Below are 16,113 nucleotides of genomic sequence, written 5' to 3'. Positions count from 1 at the left end.
TCACAGGTTTGATACCTTGGATGACACAGGATTCGGGTGAAAGAATACCCGCTCTCGGATTGGCCCTACAGCAATCTCCCCGATCTCTTCATAACCCTGGCGTTGATAGAACGCCAGGTAGTGGGCGTTGCCGGTATCCAGCACCACACCATCGGTGGCCGGGTCCTCGGCGCACCAGTCATGCACCGCCTGCAAGAGCTGTTCGCCATAGTGCTGGCCCTGGAACTGCGGATGCACCCCCAGCAACGGCAACACATGCACCTGCTCGCCAGGCAGGCAGCCGGCGAGCGCGGCCTGGTAGTCCAGGTAGCGCCGGGTGCAACGCAAGCCGGTGCCCAGGATCATGCGCAGGCGCCAGGCCCAGCTGTCGGCCACCCCCAGGCGCCGGTGCGGCGGCACGATCAAGGCCAGCCCCACCAGGCGGTCCTCCACCAGCAGGCCGATCGCCGGCAGTTCCAGGTAGAAGTGCTGGCGCACCCACTCGCGCACCATCACCCTCAGGCGCCGTTCGTAGCCCGGCCGCTGGCCCTCGAACAGCCAGGCGAAAGTCGGTTCGTGGCGGTAGGCGTGGTAAAGCAGCGAGCGTGCTTCACGGGCGAAACCCGCATCGAGCAGGGTAACCTGGGCCGGGGCGGCAGTGGCGTCGGGCATTGCGGGCAGTCCTCCTGGAATGGGCGTACAGTGCCTTGGAGGTGCTCCACTGCGTAACGTTCACCTCACCTCAGCACGTTAGCAGCGCCAATCGAAGGGCGCCACGCTGGCCGTGGCGGGCGATGTCGGCTAGCATCCGAAGCTTTTACCAGGATCGTCTTTCCATGAAGATCGTCTCGTTCAACATCAACGGCCTGCGCGCCCGCCCGCACCAGCTGGCAGCGCTGATCGACAAGCACCAGCCGGACGTGATCGGCCTGCAGGAAACCAAGGTCAGCGACGATCAGTTCCCGCTCAAGGACGTCGAGGCGCTCGGCTACCACGTGCACTACCACGGCCAGAAAGGCCACTACGGCGTCGCCCTGCTCTCGCGGGAAAAGCCGCTGTCGCTGTCCAAGGGTTTCGCCAGCGATGAAGAGGACGCCCAGCGTCGCTTCATCTGGGGTACCTTCGCCGACCGCGACGGTACCCCCATCACCGTGATGAACGGCTATTTCCCCCAAGGTGAAAGCCGCGACCACCCCACCAAGTTCCCGGCCAAGCAGCGCTTCTACAGCGACCTGCAAGCCCTGCTCGAAGGCCAGTTCCAGAACGGCCAGCCGGTGCTGGTGATGGGTGACATGAACATCTCGCCCCAGGACTGCGACATCGGCATCGGCCCGGACAACGCCAAGCGCTGGCTGAAGACCGGCAAGTGCAGTTTCCTGCCCGAGGAGCGTGAGTGGATGGAGCGTCTGAAGGGCTGGGGGCTGGTCGATAGCTTCCGTCACCTGCACCCGGAGGTGGCCGACCGCTTCAGCTGGTTCGACTACCGCAGCCGTGGTTTCGAGGATGAGCCCAAGCGCGGGCTGCGGATCGACCTGATCATGGCATCGCAGGGGCTGCTGCCGCGGCTGAAGGCGGCTGGGGTCGACTATGAGCTGCGCGGGATGGAAAAGCCGTCGGACCATGCGCCGATCTGGCTTGAGCTTGATTAAAAAAGCGTTAGCACGTGACCTGCTGCATGCAGCAAACACAGGCCTGGCGATGAGATGCCAGGCCTGTATTGATTTTTACTGGGACGACTGTGAGCACGATCAAAACCAAAGGAAGGTCACTCAGCGATTTCGGACAACTGACGATCGCGGAACAGAAGCTTCTCGATCATTGCAGGGATGGTCAGCAACTGGTTCTGAACCTTAATCGGCCCAGAGTCCCTCACCCTATCCAGACCATACGCGCAGGCTTTCTCAGGTTCCTGATTCTGGGCGGTGATCAAGATATCGCTGTGCATGAACGAGGTATCCGATTGCGGGGTGCCTACGTTCAAGGCTCGCTCGATCTACAGAACGCTACCACCTGCGCACCTTTCGACCTCTCCCACTGCACATTCGATCAACCTCTCGTCTTTAGCGATGCCTCCCTTCGCGGCCCAATCAATCTGGATGAATGCCGAATGCCGTCGATGGCTGCCCCTCGCTGTCTCATTCACGGTAGCCTCAACCTTTCGAGAACGCTCATCGACGATGACAATGCGGAAGGGTTGTCAGCCCCTGGAGCAAGAATCACCGGCGATGTGAGCTTCGACAACATCCAGGTTACAGGCAGTTTGGATCTTGGAGGGATCGAGATCAAGGGCGGGTTCGCATGTGTCGCGAGCATGCTTCACGGTGGGGAAAAGCATGCCCTGAATCTGACAAATGCCGTAATCGAGTCTGATATCAGCCTTGTCAATTCTAGGTTGGAGGGTGGCCACAGATGCATCGTCTGTCTCAATGCAACGATAGGCGGTGACTTCTTGCTGGATGGGGCCACACTTACCAGTCATAGCGGCCCGGCACTCGATTTTTTTGGGTCTCATGTAAAACAGAATTTCTCCATGCTGCACAACGCCAAGGCAAACGGCCAGGTCCACCTTGCCAATGCCCAGGTTGACGGGATGTTCGCCCTGGCCGGTTCCTTTGACGGCCAGGGTGAACCCGCAGTGGAAGCCTATGGTGCAACCCTCCGGCAAGGGGTGTTTCTGATCAGGGACTTCAGTGCTAAAGGCCCCGTCGTCTTCAACAAGGCCCAGATCAATGATCGAGCCGTTCTGGCGGGGCGGTTCGAGGCCGCTGGAGAGGCCATCTGCTTCGACGGCGCCTACATCGACGGCAACCTGGACTTATCGAATGCCGACATCACCGGGGAAGTCCGCCTGATAACGACTCGGATCAGTCAACAATTGGTTTGTCGGGGCACCCGAATCCTCGCAGCCAATGGCCAGGCTCTATCCGCCGACGCCGCCGTAGTCGGCAGGGATGTAAGGCTCAGCGACGGGTTCAGGGCTCAGGGAACTGTCCGGCTGCTATGTACACGACTCGAGGGCGACCTGATATGCCATGACGCCCGGTTTGAGTCGCCCGATAATGGACGTTCACTTACGCTCAGTCAGTCGACGATCCTGGGCAAGGTTGTCCTGAAGATCAAAGCGGATAGCTGTGTAGTTTTCAACGACGCTACCATTGAAGGTGAACTTCGTTGCGCCGGCTCCGAGTTTACCGTCCAGGAGCCTCTGTCGCTGAGTCTTGAGGGTGCTCGAATCAAGGGCACTCTGGATCTGCGAAAGCTGGAAGTACCTCTGCGCAACGCCTCCCTGGCCAACGCACATGTGGCACGCCTGCACGACGACTTAACGAGCTGGGGCAAGCGAATTGTCCTCAATGGTTTCAAGTACGACACTCTGGCAGTCGACCAGTCACTTGGCACACAGCATCGGCTTGATTGGCTACGCTCACAGGTTGCAGACCTCAGTGCACAACGTAACACCAATAAACCTCAGCGCCCCAACAGGTTTCAGCACCTCAAATTCCTGCTGGCCAAATGCACCAAGCGAAAGAAAGTGGCCAATCAGTCAACTCCCGAAAATTTCCGTCCTCAACCCTGGTGGCACCTCAAGAACGTGCTGGAGGATATGGCGCACTTCTCAGAGGCACGTGAAATCGGGATTGCACTGGAAAACGAAAAACGCAAGCTGGGTCTGGTAGGCCAGGCTGATCCTGCGTCGAAACGTAGGCGCAGAGATTCCGTCAGTCGCACCCTGACTCGCTTCCTACACTGGTCCTATGGCTTCTTCACCGGTTATGGCTACCGCCCGATCCGGCTTTTGTATTGGTTTGTCGGAACGTGGATCGTATGCGGCGCCATCTATTGGTATGCCGCGCTCTTAGGCATATTCGCACCGAGCGACCCGCTGATATTCCAGAACCCCACCTACCAAGTCTGCCAACCCGATGGCCTCAAAACGTGGAGCTTGCGCAACCCGGATGTATCCGTCGTAGGGAAGGGCAATTGGTACTTGTGCGAAAAACTACCCGCAGAGTACTCAGGGTTCAGCCCCCTTGCCTATTCACTGGATGTCCTGATGCCCTTTGTCGACCTCAAGCAAGAGTCCGATTGGGCGCCTCGGGTACCCACACCCAACGGAAACTGGGTGGTGGAGTACCGCTCGCACTCCGTCGAGCATGGCGTGCGCCTGCTGATCTGGGTACAAACCCTGTTTGGCTGGGCCATCGGCCTGCTAGTCGTGGCGATCGTCTCTGGGCTTGCTCGAAAAACCGAGTAGTTTTCCGTTGACCAGTCCCGCTTCTGCGCCGTGGACACTCCGCTCAGCCATGCTGTCCGGCAAGCGCTTCCCAGGATGTCGCCAGTTCGTGCACCGAGGTCGCCGCCACGCACATCTCGAGGATATTCGACTTGAAAGCCCTCCTCGAATCGCGTGGCGCGAAACTGGCCATTACTGGCCCGCAAGACATAGCCACTGACATTACAGGTACCGGAGGCAAGGAACACGAAGCTAGGGGCAACCTATTCCGGCTTGAGGTCATCCGATTCACCCTGCTCGCCCCACATCCGCGTACGCGCCACGGGCGACGGGGCGTTGACCTGGCTGCCATGGGGCGCCCCTCGGTCGCTAGCCTGATCGCCTGCGGCTTTGGCGTAGCTCTGTTGCCGGAATCAGCAGCCCTGGCCAATGCCCAACCGAACGTGTGCTTCCGGCCACTACAGGATGTCGCCGCGCCCTTGCCGCTGTACCTGGCCTGGCGCGCAGGCGACGGCTCGCTGGCCCGCCGGCGCCTGCTGGAACTGCTTACAGGCTGACGCCCAGCGCCTGGCGCACCGGCTCGCCTCGGGCATCGTCGGCGGCGCTGACCAGGGCAAAGTTGTAGTCGCCATGGGACCAGTAGCGCGCCTGGAGCTGTCCCTCGGTGCGCTGGCCGGTGGGCATACGTTCGAAGTGCTCGCCCGGCGAGCGCAGGAACAGGCTGATTCGCTGCCCATTGCGGTCCTGGAACACCAGTAAGGCTGCCGGCCCCGCCTCGTTGCTGAGCAGGCGCGCGCCGACCGGCTGGAAGCCATAACCGGCCAGGTCCGGCAACTGGCCGACACGATTGAAATGACGGCCCAACCAGGCTTGCAGCCGCGCCGGGTCGCTGGCCTGGATATCCAGCGCGGTGGCATCGACGAACATCCGGTGGGCCTGAACGGCGTCCGCCATCGGCAGGCTACCCGCCATCAGCGTCACCTCCCGCGCCTGCCAACCGCCCAGCCCGCCCAGGCCCACGGCGATCAGCAGGACCGCCGCCGAGGCCAGCCGCCGCCGACGACGCTGACGCAGGCGTTGGCGCAACGGGCCCAGGTCGAGGGCCGGATCGCTGGGGCGCTCGCCCAAACCGGCCAATGCCGCACGCAGGCGCCGGGCATCCTCGCGCCAGGCTTCGAGGCGTGCCGCCTCCTGCGGATTGGCCGCCAGCCAGGCCTGCACCTCGGCCCGTCGCTGCGGGTCCAGGCGCTCGTCGACATAGGCGTGCAGCTCGTGCTCGGTGGGGATCAGGTGGGTCATTTGAGTCTCCGCAAGGCCGGGGGCGTGGGCTTGCCCTCGGTCAGTTCACGCAGGGCGGCCCGCGCCCGCGACAGGCGCGACATCACCGTGCCGATGGGAATGCCGAGCGCTTCGGCGGCCTCCTTGTAACTCAGGCCTTCGACGCTGACCAGCAGCAGCAATGCACGTTGCTCGGCCGACAGCCTGGCGAAGGCCTGCAGGTCGGCCTGGGCCAGCACGATGCTTTCGGTGTCCGCCCCCAGCGGCTCGTCCGCCTGGCCACGACCGAACCACGCCAGCCAGCGGGCATGCAGGCGTTCGCGACGCTTACCGTCGAGAAACAACCGATAGAGGATGGTGAACAGCCAAGGGCGCAGGCTGTCCACTGCGCGCTGTTGGCTGCCGCGGCTCAGGGCGCGCTCGACCGTGGCCTGGACCAGGTCGTCGGCGCTGCCGGGCTCGCGGGTCAGCCACAGGGCGAAGCGGCGCAGGCGTTGCAGCAGCTCGCGCCACTGTTGATCGTCCAGTTCGTGCATGGTCAGGTTCCGGGCCCCACTGGGCAGTCAGTGTAAGAGGTAGACGGCGCAAGACGAAATTTATTCCCTGTGTCCTTTGAAGGTTTGTGCGAGGCCATCGCGGATGAATCCGCTCCTACAGAGCCTGGCAACCTCTGTAGGAGCGGATTCATCCGCGATGCGCCGCGTGAGCGGCGCTCGATCCCGCCGGCGCAGCGACTTTACCGTCGAACATCTCGAATGGGCGAATTCCCACACAGGAATAAATCTCCAGCTCCCACGTCGTACCGTTTCATTCCCCAGCAGCGGACCCTCCACCATGCAGACTCCCGTCAACGGCCCCGCCAAGGCCCTGCGCCTGGCCGTCATCGGCGCCACCCTGGCAGCACTCGGTGCGGGCTTCGCCTATGCCGCCGGCTGGATCGGCGCGCCAAGGCTTACCCCCCAGCGCATCATCGACACCTTCGAGGCCCAGGCCGGCCACCATCCTGGCTATCGGAAGAACCACGCCAAGGGCCTGTGCGTCAGCGGCTATTTCCAAAGCAGCGGCCAGGCCGCGCAGTTGTCCACCGCGAGGGTCTTCAGCCAGCAGAGGGTCCCGGTGATCGGGCGCTTCGCCATTGGTGGCGCCAACCCGTTCGCGCCCGACACCGCCGTGCCGGTACGCAGCCTGGCGATCCAGCTGAGCAGCGACGACGGGCAGGTCTGGCGCACCGGCATGAACAACCCGCCGGTGCTGGCGGTGAGCACGCCCGAAGGCTTCTACGAACAGGTGCTGGCCGCCACACCGGACCCGGCCACCGGCAAGCCCGACCCCGCCAGGCTGCAAGCATTCTTCGCCGCCCACCCGGAGAGCGCGGCGTTCCGCCAGTGGGCGGCCGGCTACCGGGCGAGTGACAGTTTCGCCAGCACCGCCTACAACAGCATCAATGCATTTCGCCTGATCGACGCCAAAGGCCAGCCCCACCCGGTACGCTGGTCACTGCAACCCGAGACCCCCTTCAGCGCCCTGCCCGCCCAGGTCGACGACAAGCAGTTCCTCCAGCACGACCTGCAACAACGCCTGGCCCAGGGGCCATTGCGCTGGACGCTGCGCCTGACCCTCGCCGAGGCCGGCGACCCGGTGGACGATCCGGCCCGTCCATGGCCAGCCGAACGCCGCGCCATTGATGCCGGCACCTTGGTCCTGGAGCAGGTCGATGGCCCGGAACAAGGCGCCTGCCGTGACCTGAACTTCGACCCGCTGATCCTGCCCCGAGGGATCGAACCCTCCGACGACCCGATCCTCGCCGCTCGCTCGGCCGCCTATTCGGTGTCGTTCAACCGCCGTAGCCACGAAGCGCTGAGCGAAGGAGCCCGCCCATGACCCCCGTTGCCTTCCATCCCCTGGCCCGGCTGCTGCACTGGCTGATGGCCGCACTGATCCTGGCCATGCTGTTCATTGGCGTGGCCATGGTCGGCGACCTGTCGCCCCGGCATCCGTTGCTGGTCGAGCTGCACAAGGCTACCGGCCTGGCCCTGCTGGCCTTGGTGGTGCTGCGTATCGCCTTGCGCCTGACCCTGCCCCATCCGCCGCTGCCCCGCGCGCTGCCCCGTGCGCAGCGCCTGGCTGCCGGGGCTTCGCACCTGCTGCTGTACACCCTGATGCTGGCCATGCCGCTGCTGGGCTGGGCGATGCTGTCGGCTGGCGGTTATCCTCGCCCCTTGCAACTGCCCGCCATCGCGCCCCACGACCTGCGGCTGTATGCCTTGTTGCGCCAGGCCCATGGCTGGGCCGGCTACCTGCTGTTCGCCACGATCCTGCTGCACCTGGGTGCGGCGCTGATGCATGCGCTGGTGCGTCGTGATGGCGTGTTGCGTAGCATGTGGCCAGGCCCGTTGCGCCGGAGCGAATGAGCACCGGCACGTCCTCGGGGTCGACATATGTAAATAATTATTACTACCATCGGCATCTTTTTTTGCCGAACTGCCCCCTGGACTGCCCCATGAACGTTGCAAAGGATCCTGCTTCACTCACCCCGGCCAGCACCCTCGACCTGCGCCCGCTGATGCTGGTCAACATGGCCTGCACCATGTCGATGATGGCCTTCGTCGCCCTGATCGGCCCCATCGCCCGCCTGCTGGGCATGGCTACCTGGCAAGCCGGCGCGGCGGTGACCGTGGCCGGCGTGGTCTGGGTGATCCTGGCCCGGCCCTGGGGGCGCCTGGCCGACCGCTATGGCCGGCGCCGGGTACTGCTGCTGGGCAGCGGCGGCTTCACCCTGGCCTACTGGGTGCTGTGCCTGTTCATCGACGGCGCGCTGCGCTGGCTGCCGGGGGCGACCCTGGCATTCTTCGGCCTGATGCTGGCCCGCGGCATGATCGGCGCCTTCTATGCCGCATTGCCGGTCGGCGGCAACGCGCTGATCGCCGACCATGTCCAGCCCCAGCACCGGGCGCGGGCAATGGCCTCGCTGGGCGCGGCCAACGCGGTCGGCCTGGTGGTGGGCCCGGCGTTGGCCGCGCTGCTGTCGCGCTACAGCCTGAGCCTGCCGTTCTATGCGATGTCGCTGTTGCCGGCCACGGCGTTCGTGGTGCTGCTGTTCAAGCTCAAGCCCCAACCACTGCCCCAAGCCCATGCGCCCAATCCAGTGCGGCTGTCCGACCCACGCCTGCGCCGCCCGTTGTTGGTGGCCTTCAGCGCCATGCTCAGCATCACCGTGTCGCAGATCGCCGTCGGTTTCTTCGCCCTCGACCGCCTGCAACTGGAGGCCGGGGCTGCCGCCCAGGCCGCGGGCATCGCCTTGACCTGCGTGGGCGTGGCCCTGATGTTGGCCCAGGTGTTCCTGCGCCGGCTCGAATGGCCGCCGGCGAAAATGATCCGCATCGGCGCCAGCATTTCCGGGCTGGGCTTTGCCGCCGCGGCGCTGGCCACCCACGCACCGTGGCTGTGGGGCGCGTTCTTCATCGCCGCGTTCGGCATGGGCTTCGTCTTCCCGGCGTTTTCGGCGCTGGCGGCCAATGCCATGCAAGCCGGCGAACAAGGCGCCACCGCAGGCTCCATCGGCGCCGCCCAAGGCATGGGCGCGGTGATCGGCCCGCTGGCCGGGACGCTGGTCTATGCCGTTGATCCGCGCCTGCCGTTCCTGGCCGTGGCCGTGTTGCTGCTGGTGGTCGGCCTGTGGCCGGTGCCGGCCGACCAGCGCCACTGACACGCACAGCGCGCAAGCCTGCAGAGTGTGTTTTAATGCGTCGCCCATTATTTTTGACACCTCTGCAAACAAGGCGGCTATGGACACGGGGACACGACTCAAGCTGGTGCGTGAACGCAACAACCTCTCCCAACGGGAGCTGGCCCGCCGCAGCGGCCTGACCAACTCGACGATCTCGCAGATCGAGCAGAACCGTGTCAGCCCTTCGGTCAGTTCCCTGAAAAAGCTGCTCGAGGGCATCCCCATGTCCCTGGCGGAATTCTTCAGCTTTGACGAACCGGTGCGCGAGGAGCGCTTCGTGTTCCGTGGCGGCGAGCAGCCTGACCTGGGCCGCAACGGCCTGCGCATGCTGCTGGTCGGCGCCAGTGTCGAAGGCCGGCAGATGCGCATGCTGCGCGAGCTGTATGCCCCCGGCGCCGACTCCGGCGAGCCGATCGTGCATGCCGAAGGCGAGGAATGCGGCCTGGTCACCCGGGGCACCATGGAGCTGTGGGTCGACGGCCAGGTCAGCGTGCTCAACGCAGGCGACGGCTACTACATCCCCACCACACTGCCGCACAGCTTCAAGAACATCGGCCCGGACGAAGCGGAAATCATCAGCGCCAACACCCCAGCGAACTTCTGACAGGGCGATGCCCAGCGTCAGCAGCCGGGAAGCCTGGCAATGCCTGCGTGATGCCGCCCTTGGCTGCATGACGCTGGAGGTTGTTACCCGCCTGCCCGATGGGCAAATCGAAGTGCGTATCGACAGCTGGTCGCTGAGCCTGCTGCTGGACGGCGAAGGCCTGGCCTGCTGCACCGGGTGCCAGAGCCCCGACGGCCGCCAGGCTGATCTTGAGAGCTGGCACCGCTATGGCACCAACCCGGTCGATCACCTGAGCATCTGGGAGCGCGGCCGCATCGAGCAATTGCTGGAGCCCGTACCCATTCCTCTGTAGGAGCGGCTTCAGCCGCGATCACCCGCGAAGCGGCTGCCAGGCACCGCGTTGCCTGCATCGCGGCTAAAGCCTCCTACCCGATCAACGCCTCCTCGACGAAATCCAACCGGTCCTGGCCAAAGAACATCTGCTCACCGACAAAGCAAGTTGGCGCTCCGAATACACCCCGGCCCACAGCCTTCTCTGTCGCCTGCTTGAGCGCCTCCTTGACCTCAGCCTGTCCAGCCAGTGCCACGAACGCCTCTGCATCGAACCCTGCCTGCGCCAAGGTATCCGCCAGCACAGCCGGATCCGACAGGTTGCGCCTGTGCACCCACAACCCCTCGAACAACGCTTTGAGCAACGCCTCGAACCGCGCCGGCGCCTGCAATTGGGTGCCGATCACCCCCCGCATCAGGGTCAGCGTGTTCACCGGAAACCCCGGTGGCAACCCGAACGGCACGCCGTAACGGTCAGCAAAGCGCTGAAGGTCGGTGAACATGTAGCGCCCCTTGGCCGGCACCATCACCGGCGAGGCATTGCCGGTAGCCTGGAATACCCCTCCCAGCAGCATCGGCCGGTACACCAGTTGCGCATCCTGGCGAGCGCAGAGGGCGGGCAATTGGGTCCAACCGAGGTAGGTGGCCGGGCTGCCCAGGTCAAAATAGAACTCGACGGTCTTGCTCATGCGGCGATCCTTGTGTGAGTGAGGGGTTACCAGCGTTCCATCCAGGGACGCAGGTCCAGCTCGAAGGTCCAGGCGTCCCGCGGCTGAGTGTGCAGGAACCAGTAGCTGTCGGCGATATGCGCCGGGGCGAGGATGCCGTCCTGGTCCTTGAGGGCGTAGCGTTCGGGGAAGGTGTCACGGATGAAGGCGGTGTCGATGGCGCCATCGACCACCACATGGGCGACATGGACATTCCGTGGCCCCAGCTCCCGGGCCATGCTCTGGGCCAGGGCACGCAGGGCGTGCTTGGCCCCGGCGAAGGCGGCGAAACCGGCCGCGCCACGGGTACCGGCAGTGGCGCCGGTGAAGAGGATGGTGCCGCGCTCGCGGGTCACCATGCGCCGGGCCACTGCCTGGGCGGTGAGAAAGCCCGCGAAACAAGCCATTTCCCAGATCTTGAAGTACTTGCGCGGTGTCTCTTCAAGGATGCTGCAGGGCACATTGGCGCCGATGTTGAAGACAAACGCTTCGATCGGGCCGATATCGCGCTCGATGGTCTCGACCAGCTCGGCCACCTCCTCTTCCTTGCGCGCATCAGAACCGAAACCATGGGCCTGCCCGCCTGCGGCGCGGATCTCGTCCACCAGCGGCTGCAGCTTCTCGGCCTGGCGCCGGGTGACGCAGGCGATGTAGCCCTCGCGGGCGAAGCGCTTGGCGATCTCGCCCCCGGTGGCATCGCCCGCCCCGATCACCAGCACGACTTTTTGTTGTTCTGCCATGGACCTCTCCATTGGTAAATGATCGTTTAGTAAACGAACGCTATGCTACGATCAGCCGAACGTCAAGCCAGCGCCATGAGGTTTCCGGATGCGCTACTCCCTCGAACACAAGCAACAGACCCGCGAGAAACTGCTGGCCAGCAGTGGCGCGCTGGCCAAGCGCGGCGGTTTCGCCAGCACCGGGGTGGCCGGGCTGATGAAGGCCATCGGCCTGACCGGCGGCGCGTTCTACAACCACTTCCCGTCCAAGGACGACCTGTTCACCGAGGTGGTCCGCCGCGAGCTGTCCAACAGCCCGCTGGGGCGGCTGGCCACTCGTGGTACCGATCATGGGCGCCTGAAACGCTGCCTCGATCAGTACCTGAGCCTCGCCCACCTGCACAACGCCGAAGGCGGCTGCCCGCTGCCACCGCTGGGCGTAGAGATCGCCCGCGCCGAACGGCCGGTGCGTGAGGAAGCCGAGCATTGGCTGGTGGCGCTGCACGATGCCTGGAGCAATACTCTGCAAGACCCGCAACTGGCCTGGGCCTTGATCAGCCAGTGCGTCGGCGCGCTGGTGGTCGGGCGGATGCTGGCCAGTGAAGACGTCCAGGAGCAGGTACTGCGCTCCAGCCGCACATTGGTCGACAAGGTGCTCGATGAAGATTGCTAGCGCCCTGCTCGGTTTGTTGCTGGCCCTGCCGGCGTTCGCCCAGAACAGCTGCCCCGTCGGGCAATACCAGGTGTGCCTGGTGGTGTGCTTCTGCGCGCCGATCGACCCCGGCCAGGGTGGCCAGGTTTTGCAGGATGTCGAGCGCGTGGCTGCCGCCAGCCTTGCCTTCGCCCTGCGCCAGGCACGGGATGAAGCCACGGCCAACGGCACCCAGCCCATCCCCTTGCACATTCGCGCCCAGCTCGAACCCTGGTACGACTTCGCCGTGCTCGACGCTGCCCGCTACCGGGTCGGCGACGACCAGCAGATCAGCGCGGCCAATGCGCTGCTGCAGAACCCCGACGTGAACGCGGTGACCCTGATCGACACGGTCATCTTCCGCCGCCCCGGCGATGCCGAGGACAACGTGGCGCTGTGGGCCCATGAGCTCAAGCATGTGCAGCAGTACCAGGAACTGGGGGTCGAGACCTTCGCCCAGCGCTACACCCACAACGCGGAGGATCTGGAGGGTCCGGCCTACAAGATCGAGGCCGAGGTGGCGAAAGCCCTGCGCGCACGCGGCACGGGTGGCCCTCGGTAACCTCAGCCCGCCGCCAGCAGGCTGCGGTCGAACACGAAGGCGCCCGCCCCTTGCGGCGTATGCCGGTACAGCTGCTGCGGGCGCCCCAGCCTGGGCTGGTGTTTCTCGCCAGTGTCCGCCACCCAGCCTGCGGCTTTCATGCGCTCGAGGCGCTTGCGCAGCGAGGTGTTGTTGATCGACTGCCCCAGGCACGCCTGCACCGCTGCCAGGGCATCGAGCACGGTGAAGCACTCCGCGACAAGGTACAGCGGCAGGCTGGTGTACACCGATTTGCTCGCCAGGCGCTCACAGGCCCGCTCGACCAGCAGCCGGTGATCGAATGGCAGCAGCACCTTGCGCGTCAGCAGGCTGTCCAGGTCGAAGAACGCCAACACCCCCTCCTCCACCTCCACGGTGGGATCGAGCAACGCGAGGTAATAGGTGCTCAGCGACCAACCGCGCGGGTCACGGAAGGCATTGCCCTCGGTCCCCACCTGCTCAAGGTGGCGTGGCACCACCCGTGCCTTTTCGGCCAAGGCCCGCTCGGCGGCCGCGTCGAGGCTGTTGTCCGGCGTGCGCCCGTTGACGATCACCCCCGGCAAGGCCCACTGCCCGGCATGGGGCTCGCGCTCGCGCTGATGAAGCAGCACCTGCAGGCGCTGGGTATGCGGTGACAGGCGCAACGCGACGATATCCACGCTGGCCAGGACTTCTGCTGTGCTCACGGCAAGGCTCCCTTCCAAGATCGTCATATATTCCACCAGAGCAAATAAATCGATCAAGTGTCAATTCGTCTCTATTTCCCACTTGACACACTTAATACACCAGGTGAATTATATCGACATTCCAGCCGAGGAGACGCCTCCGATGAAAATCGCCAGTTTCGATGTCGACGCGCAGAACGGCTTCACCGCCAATGCACCGCAGGAACTGCCGGTGCCTGGCGGCGAGCAGATCGCCCCCGCGCTCAACCTCATGGCCCGCCGCGCCACCCTGCGCCTGGGCAGCAAGGACGCTCACCCGGCCAACGCCGCCTGGGTCGTGGCCGAGCCGGAGCAGATGCTGCAACCGCTGACGCTAACCAATGCCGACCTGACCTGGGTGAGCCACTGCGTCCCCGGCACCCCGGGCTTCGAGCTGCTGCCCGGCCTGCCCGCCCCCATCGACTACGACTATTTCGTCTGGAAAGGCGTCGAGCCCGACCTGCACCCTTACGGCGCCTGCTACCACGACCTGGCCGAGCGCCGCTCCACCGGCGTGATCGAATACCTCAAGGTGCAACAGGTGCAGGCGATCATCGTCGGCGGCCTGGCCCTGGACTACTGCGTGCGCACCACCGCCCTGCAACTGCGCCGCGCCGGCTTCGAAGTGCTGCTGTACCTTCCGGCCTGCCGTGCCCTGAGCAGCGAAGGCGCCAACGACGCCTGCGCAGCGATGGGGGCCGCCGGCATCCACCTCTGCGCCGACGAAGCCGCGCTCGACACCCGACTCACCCTGCTGCAGGAAGCCCGTTCATGACCGACAGCGTATTTGGCCCACGGATCGTCCAGAATCTGCTGGACACCGACTTCTACAAGATCACCATGATGCAGGCGGTGCTGCACAACTACCCCAACGCCGAGGTGGAGTGGGAGTTCCGCTGCCGCAACGACGAGGACCTGGCGCCCTACCTCGCCGAGATCCGCTACCAGGTCGAACAGTTGGCCGATGTCTCGGTGACCCTCGACCAGCTGGCGTACCTGGAGAAGATTCCGTTCATCAAGCCTGACTTCATCCGCTTTCTCAGCCTGTTCCGCTTCAACCTGCGCTATGTCCAGGTCGGCCTCGACGACGCCGGGCAACTGGCGATCCGCATTCGCGGGCCGTGGTTGCACGTGATCCTGTTCGAGATCCCGCTGCTGGCGATCATCTCCGAGGTGCGCAACCGCTACCGCTATCGCGACGTGGTGATCGAGCAAGTGGGCGAGCGCCTGTACCAGAAGCTCGACTGGCTCAAGGCAGAAGCCAGCACGGATGAACTGGCTGGGCTGCAACTGGCCGACTTCGGCACCCGCCGGCGCTTCTCCTACCGGGTGCAGGAAGAGGTGGTGCACATTTTAAAGCGCGACTTCCCGGGGCGTTTCGTCGGTACCAGCAACGTGCACCTGGCCCGTGAGTACCAGCTCAAGCCCATCGGGACCATGGCCCATGAATGGTTCATGGCCCACCAGCAGTTGGGCCCGCGGCTGGTCGACAGCCAGGCCGCCGCGCTGGAATGCTGGGTGCGTGAGTATCGGGGGCAGTTGGGCATCGCCCTGACCGACTGCATTGGCATGGATGCGTTCATGCGCGATTTTGATCTGTACTTCGCAAAGCTGTTCGACGGCTTGCGCCATGATTCGGGCGAACCGCTGGCCTGGGCCGAGAAGGCCATCGCCCACTATGAGCGGCTGGGGATCGACCCGAAGGGCAAGACGCTGATCTTCTCGGATGGGCTGGATTTCCAGAAGATGCTTGAGCTGTACCGGGCGTTGAATGGCCGGATCCATGTCAGCTTCGGGATTGGCACCAACCTTACCTGCGACATTCCTGGGGTGAAGCCGATGAACATGGTGATCAAGATGACCGCCTGCAACGGGGCGCCGGTGGCGAAGATTTCCGACAGTCCAGGGAAGACCCAGTGCCGGGATGAGAATTTTGTGGCGTATCTGCGGCATGTGTTTCAGGTTGGTTGATTCGAGGCCGGATGGCGCATCCACTCTGCATCGATGGCCCGTCTCTCGATAATCAGCTGCTCAATGCACCGGGTTTTCTTAGAAATCCACCTTACCCCGCCCCGCCTTGACAGTACTCCGCCTGGCCTTTCCTTCAAGGCGGCGTGTCTTCGAGCCAAGGGTCGGCTTGGTCGGGCGGCGTTTCTTCTCAGTCTTGCCGGCCGCGATGATCAACTCGGCGAGACGCGCCAGCGCATCAGCACGGTTCTGCTCCTGGGTGCGGTACTGTTGGGCCTTGATGATCAACACGCCGTCGCCGGTGATGCGGCTGTCACGCAGCGCCAGCAGCCGCCCCTTGTAGAACTCGGGCAGCGATGAGGCCGGGATGTCGAAGCGCAGGTGCACGGCGCTGGACACCTTGTTGACATTCTGCCCACCCGCGCCTTGTGCGCGGATGTAGGTGAGTTCTATTTCGGCATCCGGCAGATGCACGTTGTTGGAGATGGTCAGCATGACATGGCCCTTGTAATTGCCCGCCCATTATCACAGCCTCCGCCGCTCTTCCATACCCCACCCTTTCTGATTGCGCTGCTCCGTAGGAGCGGCTTCAGCCGCGATGCGGGCTATCACGGGGCATGGCACCCGCTTG

Annotated in this window: 19 protein-coding genes and 1 pseudogene; 12 read left to right on the top strand and 8 right to left on the bottom strand. The window is 64.4% G+C overall.

The window, feature by feature from the left end:
• Positions 1-651, bottom strand: a complete 651-nt coding sequence (locus JYG34_RS10120) for a GNAT family N-acetyltransferase (RefSeq protein WP_213660553.1) — start codon at positions 649-651, stop codon at positions 1-3.
• A 164-nt stretch (positions 652-815) separates the two neighbouring features.
• Between JYG34_RS10120 and xthA the strand changes: the two genes are divergently transcribed.
• The gene (xthA, locus tag JYG34_RS10115; RefSeq protein ID WP_213660552.1) at positions 816-1,628 is read left to right on the top strand and encodes an exodeoxyribonuclease III; all 813 of its coding nucleotides are present in this window, start codon (positions 816-818) and stop codon (positions 1,626-1,628) included.
• An 89-nt stretch (positions 1,629-1,717) separates the two neighbouring features.
• Complete coding sequence (locus tag JYG34_RS10110; protein ID WP_213660551.1) at positions 1,718-4,234, top strand: hypothetical protein; 2,517 nt, start codon at positions 1,718-1,720, stop codon at positions 4,232-4,234.
• Positions 4,235-4,344: 110 nt separating this feature from the next.
• Here JYG34_RS10110 and JYG34_RS26635 read toward each other — a convergent pair.
• Positions 4,345-4,584, bottom strand: a pseudogene (locus JYG34_RS26635) (short-chain dehydrogenase); the annotation flags it as partial.
• Between JYG34_RS26635 and JYG34_RS10105 the strand changes: the two are divergent.
• The gene (locus JYG34_RS10105) at positions 4,564-4,770 is read left to right on the top strand and encodes a LysR substrate-binding domain-containing protein (RefSeq protein WP_249746240.1); all 207 of its coding nucleotides are present in this window, start codon (positions 4,564-4,566) and stop codon (positions 4,768-4,770) included. The pseudogene JYG34_RS26635 and the gene JYG34_RS10105 overlap by 21 nt on opposite strands.
• On the opposite strand, the gene JYG34_RS10100 is transcribed toward JYG34_RS10105, so the two are convergent.
• Together JYG34_RS10100 and JYG34_RS10095 are read right to left on the bottom strand one after the other, a co-directional pair.
• Positions 4,760-5,512, bottom strand: coding sequence for an anti-sigma factor family protein (locus JYG34_RS10100; protein WP_213660550.1), 753 nt, complete (start codon positions 5,510-5,512; stop codon positions 4,760-4,762). The two genes, JYG34_RS10105 and JYG34_RS10100, sit on opposite strands and share 11 nt — an antisense overlap.
• Complete coding sequence (locus JYG34_RS10095) at positions 5,509-6,027, bottom strand: sigma-70 family RNA polymerase sigma factor (RefSeq protein WP_213660549.1); 519 nt, start codon at positions 6,025-6,027, stop codon at positions 5,509-5,511. Before JYG34_RS10095 ends, JYG34_RS10100 begins: the two co-directional genes overlap by 4 nt.
• Positions 6,028-6,325: 298 nt before the next feature.
• Here JYG34_RS10095 and JYG34_RS10090 point away from each other — a divergent pair, with 298 nt between their 5' ends.
• The 5 genes from JYG34_RS10090 to JYG34_RS10070 all read left to right on the top strand — a co-directional run bounded on the left by JYG34_RS10090 (position 6,326) and on the right by JYG34_RS10070 (position 10,135).
• Positions 6,326-7,372, top strand: coding sequence for a catalase family peroxidase (locus JYG34_RS10090; RefSeq protein WP_213660548.1), 1,047 nt, complete (start codon positions 6,326-6,328; stop codon positions 7,370-7,372).
• Positions 7,369-7,902, top strand: a complete 534-nt coding sequence (locus JYG34_RS10085; protein ID WP_213660547.1) for a cytochrome b — start codon at positions 7,369-7,371, stop codon at positions 7,900-7,902. The genes JYG34_RS10090 and JYG34_RS10085 overlap by 4 nt, the downstream gene beginning before the upstream one ends.
• Before the next feature lie 89 nt (positions 7,903-7,991).
• Positions 7,992-9,197 (top strand): MFS transporter, encoded by a 1,206-nt coding sequence (locus JYG34_RS10080; protein ID WP_213660546.1) that lies wholly within the window; start codon positions 7,992-7,994, stop codon positions 9,195-9,197.
• 79 nt (positions 9,198-9,276) lie between these two features.
• Positions 9,277-9,822 (top strand): cupin domain-containing protein, encoded by a 546-nt coding sequence (locus JYG34_RS10075; RefSeq protein ID WP_194792007.1) that lies wholly within the window; start codon positions 9,277-9,279, stop codon positions 9,820-9,822.
• A 7-nt stretch (positions 9,823-9,829) separates the two neighbouring features.
• Positions 9,830-10,135, top strand: coding sequence for a DUF7693 family protein (locus JYG34_RS10070; protein ID WP_213660545.1), 306 nt, complete (start codon positions 9,830-9,832; stop codon positions 10,133-10,135).
• Positions 10,136-10,208: 73 nt separating this feature from the next.
• Here the strand turns inward: JYG34_RS10070 and JYG34_RS10065 are convergent, their stop codons facing one another.
• Together JYG34_RS10065 and JYG34_RS10060 are read right to left on the bottom strand one after the other, a co-directional pair.
• Positions 10,209-10,802, bottom strand: a complete 594-nt coding sequence (locus JYG34_RS10065; RefSeq protein ID WP_213660544.1) for a 2-hydroxychromene-2-carboxylate isomerase — start codon at positions 10,800-10,802, stop codon at positions 10,209-10,211.
• A gap of 26 nt (positions 10,803-10,828) precedes the next feature.
• Positions 10,829-11,560, bottom strand: a complete 732-nt coding sequence (locus tag JYG34_RS10060; RefSeq protein ID WP_213660543.1) for an SDR family oxidoreductase — start codon at positions 11,558-11,560, stop codon at positions 10,829-10,831.
• 88 nt (positions 11,561-11,648) lie between these two features.
• Between JYG34_RS10060 and JYG34_RS10055 the strand changes: the two genes are divergently transcribed.
• Entirely contained in the window at positions 11,649-12,212 is a 564-nt protein-coding gene (locus JYG34_RS10055) for a TetR/AcrR family transcriptional regulator (protein WP_213660542.1), read from the top strand.
• Positions 12,199-12,792 (top strand): eCIS core domain-containing protein, encoded by a 594-nt coding sequence (locus JYG34_RS10050; protein WP_213660541.1) that lies wholly within the window; start codon positions 12,199-12,201, stop codon positions 12,790-12,792. The genes JYG34_RS10055 and JYG34_RS10050 overlap by 14 nt, the downstream gene beginning before the upstream one ends.
• Positions 12,793-12,794: 2 nt before the next feature.
• Here the strand turns inward: JYG34_RS10050 and JYG34_RS10045 are convergent, their stop codons facing one another.
• Positions 12,795-13,496 carry an NUDIX hydrolase gene (locus JYG34_RS10045; protein ID WP_213660540.1) on the bottom strand — a complete coding sequence of 234 codons (702 nt, stop codon included), beginning with the start codon at positions 13,494-13,496 and terminating at the stop codon, positions 12,795-12,797.
• A 142-nt stretch (positions 13,497-13,638) separates the two neighbouring features.
• Here JYG34_RS10045 and JYG34_RS10040 point away from each other — a divergent pair, with 142 nt between their 5' ends.
• Together JYG34_RS10040 and pncB are read left to right on the top strand one after the other, a co-directional pair.
• Positions 13,639-14,289, top strand: a complete 651-nt coding sequence (locus JYG34_RS10040; protein ID WP_213660539.1) for a nicotinamidase — start codon at positions 13,639-13,641, stop codon at positions 14,287-14,289.
• Entirely contained in the window at positions 14,286-15,485 is a 1,200-nt protein-coding gene (pncB, locus tag JYG34_RS10035; protein WP_213660538.1) for a nicotinate phosphoribosyltransferase, read from the top strand. The genes JYG34_RS10040 and pncB overlap by 4 nt, the downstream gene beginning before the upstream one ends.
• A gap of 78 nt (positions 15,486-15,563) precedes the next feature.
• Here pncB and arfB read toward each other — a convergent pair whose 3' ends face one another.
• Entirely contained in the window at positions 15,564-15,977 is a 414-nt protein-coding gene (gene arfB, locus JYG34_RS10030) for an alternative ribosome rescue aminoacyl-tRNA hydrolase ArfB (protein WP_213660537.1), read from the bottom strand.
• Positions 15,978-16,113: the final 136 nt, after the last annotated feature.

Source organism: Pseudomonas entomophila, from assembly GCF_018417595.1.
In the GTDB taxonomy this organism is placed as follows: Bacteria; Pseudomonadota; Gammaproteobacteria; order Pseudomonadales; family Pseudomonadaceae; genus Aquipseudomonas; species Aquipseudomonas entomophila_C.
Note: the sequence above shows the minus strand (reverse complement) of the source record. Positions and strands in the feature narration are given on the sequence as shown.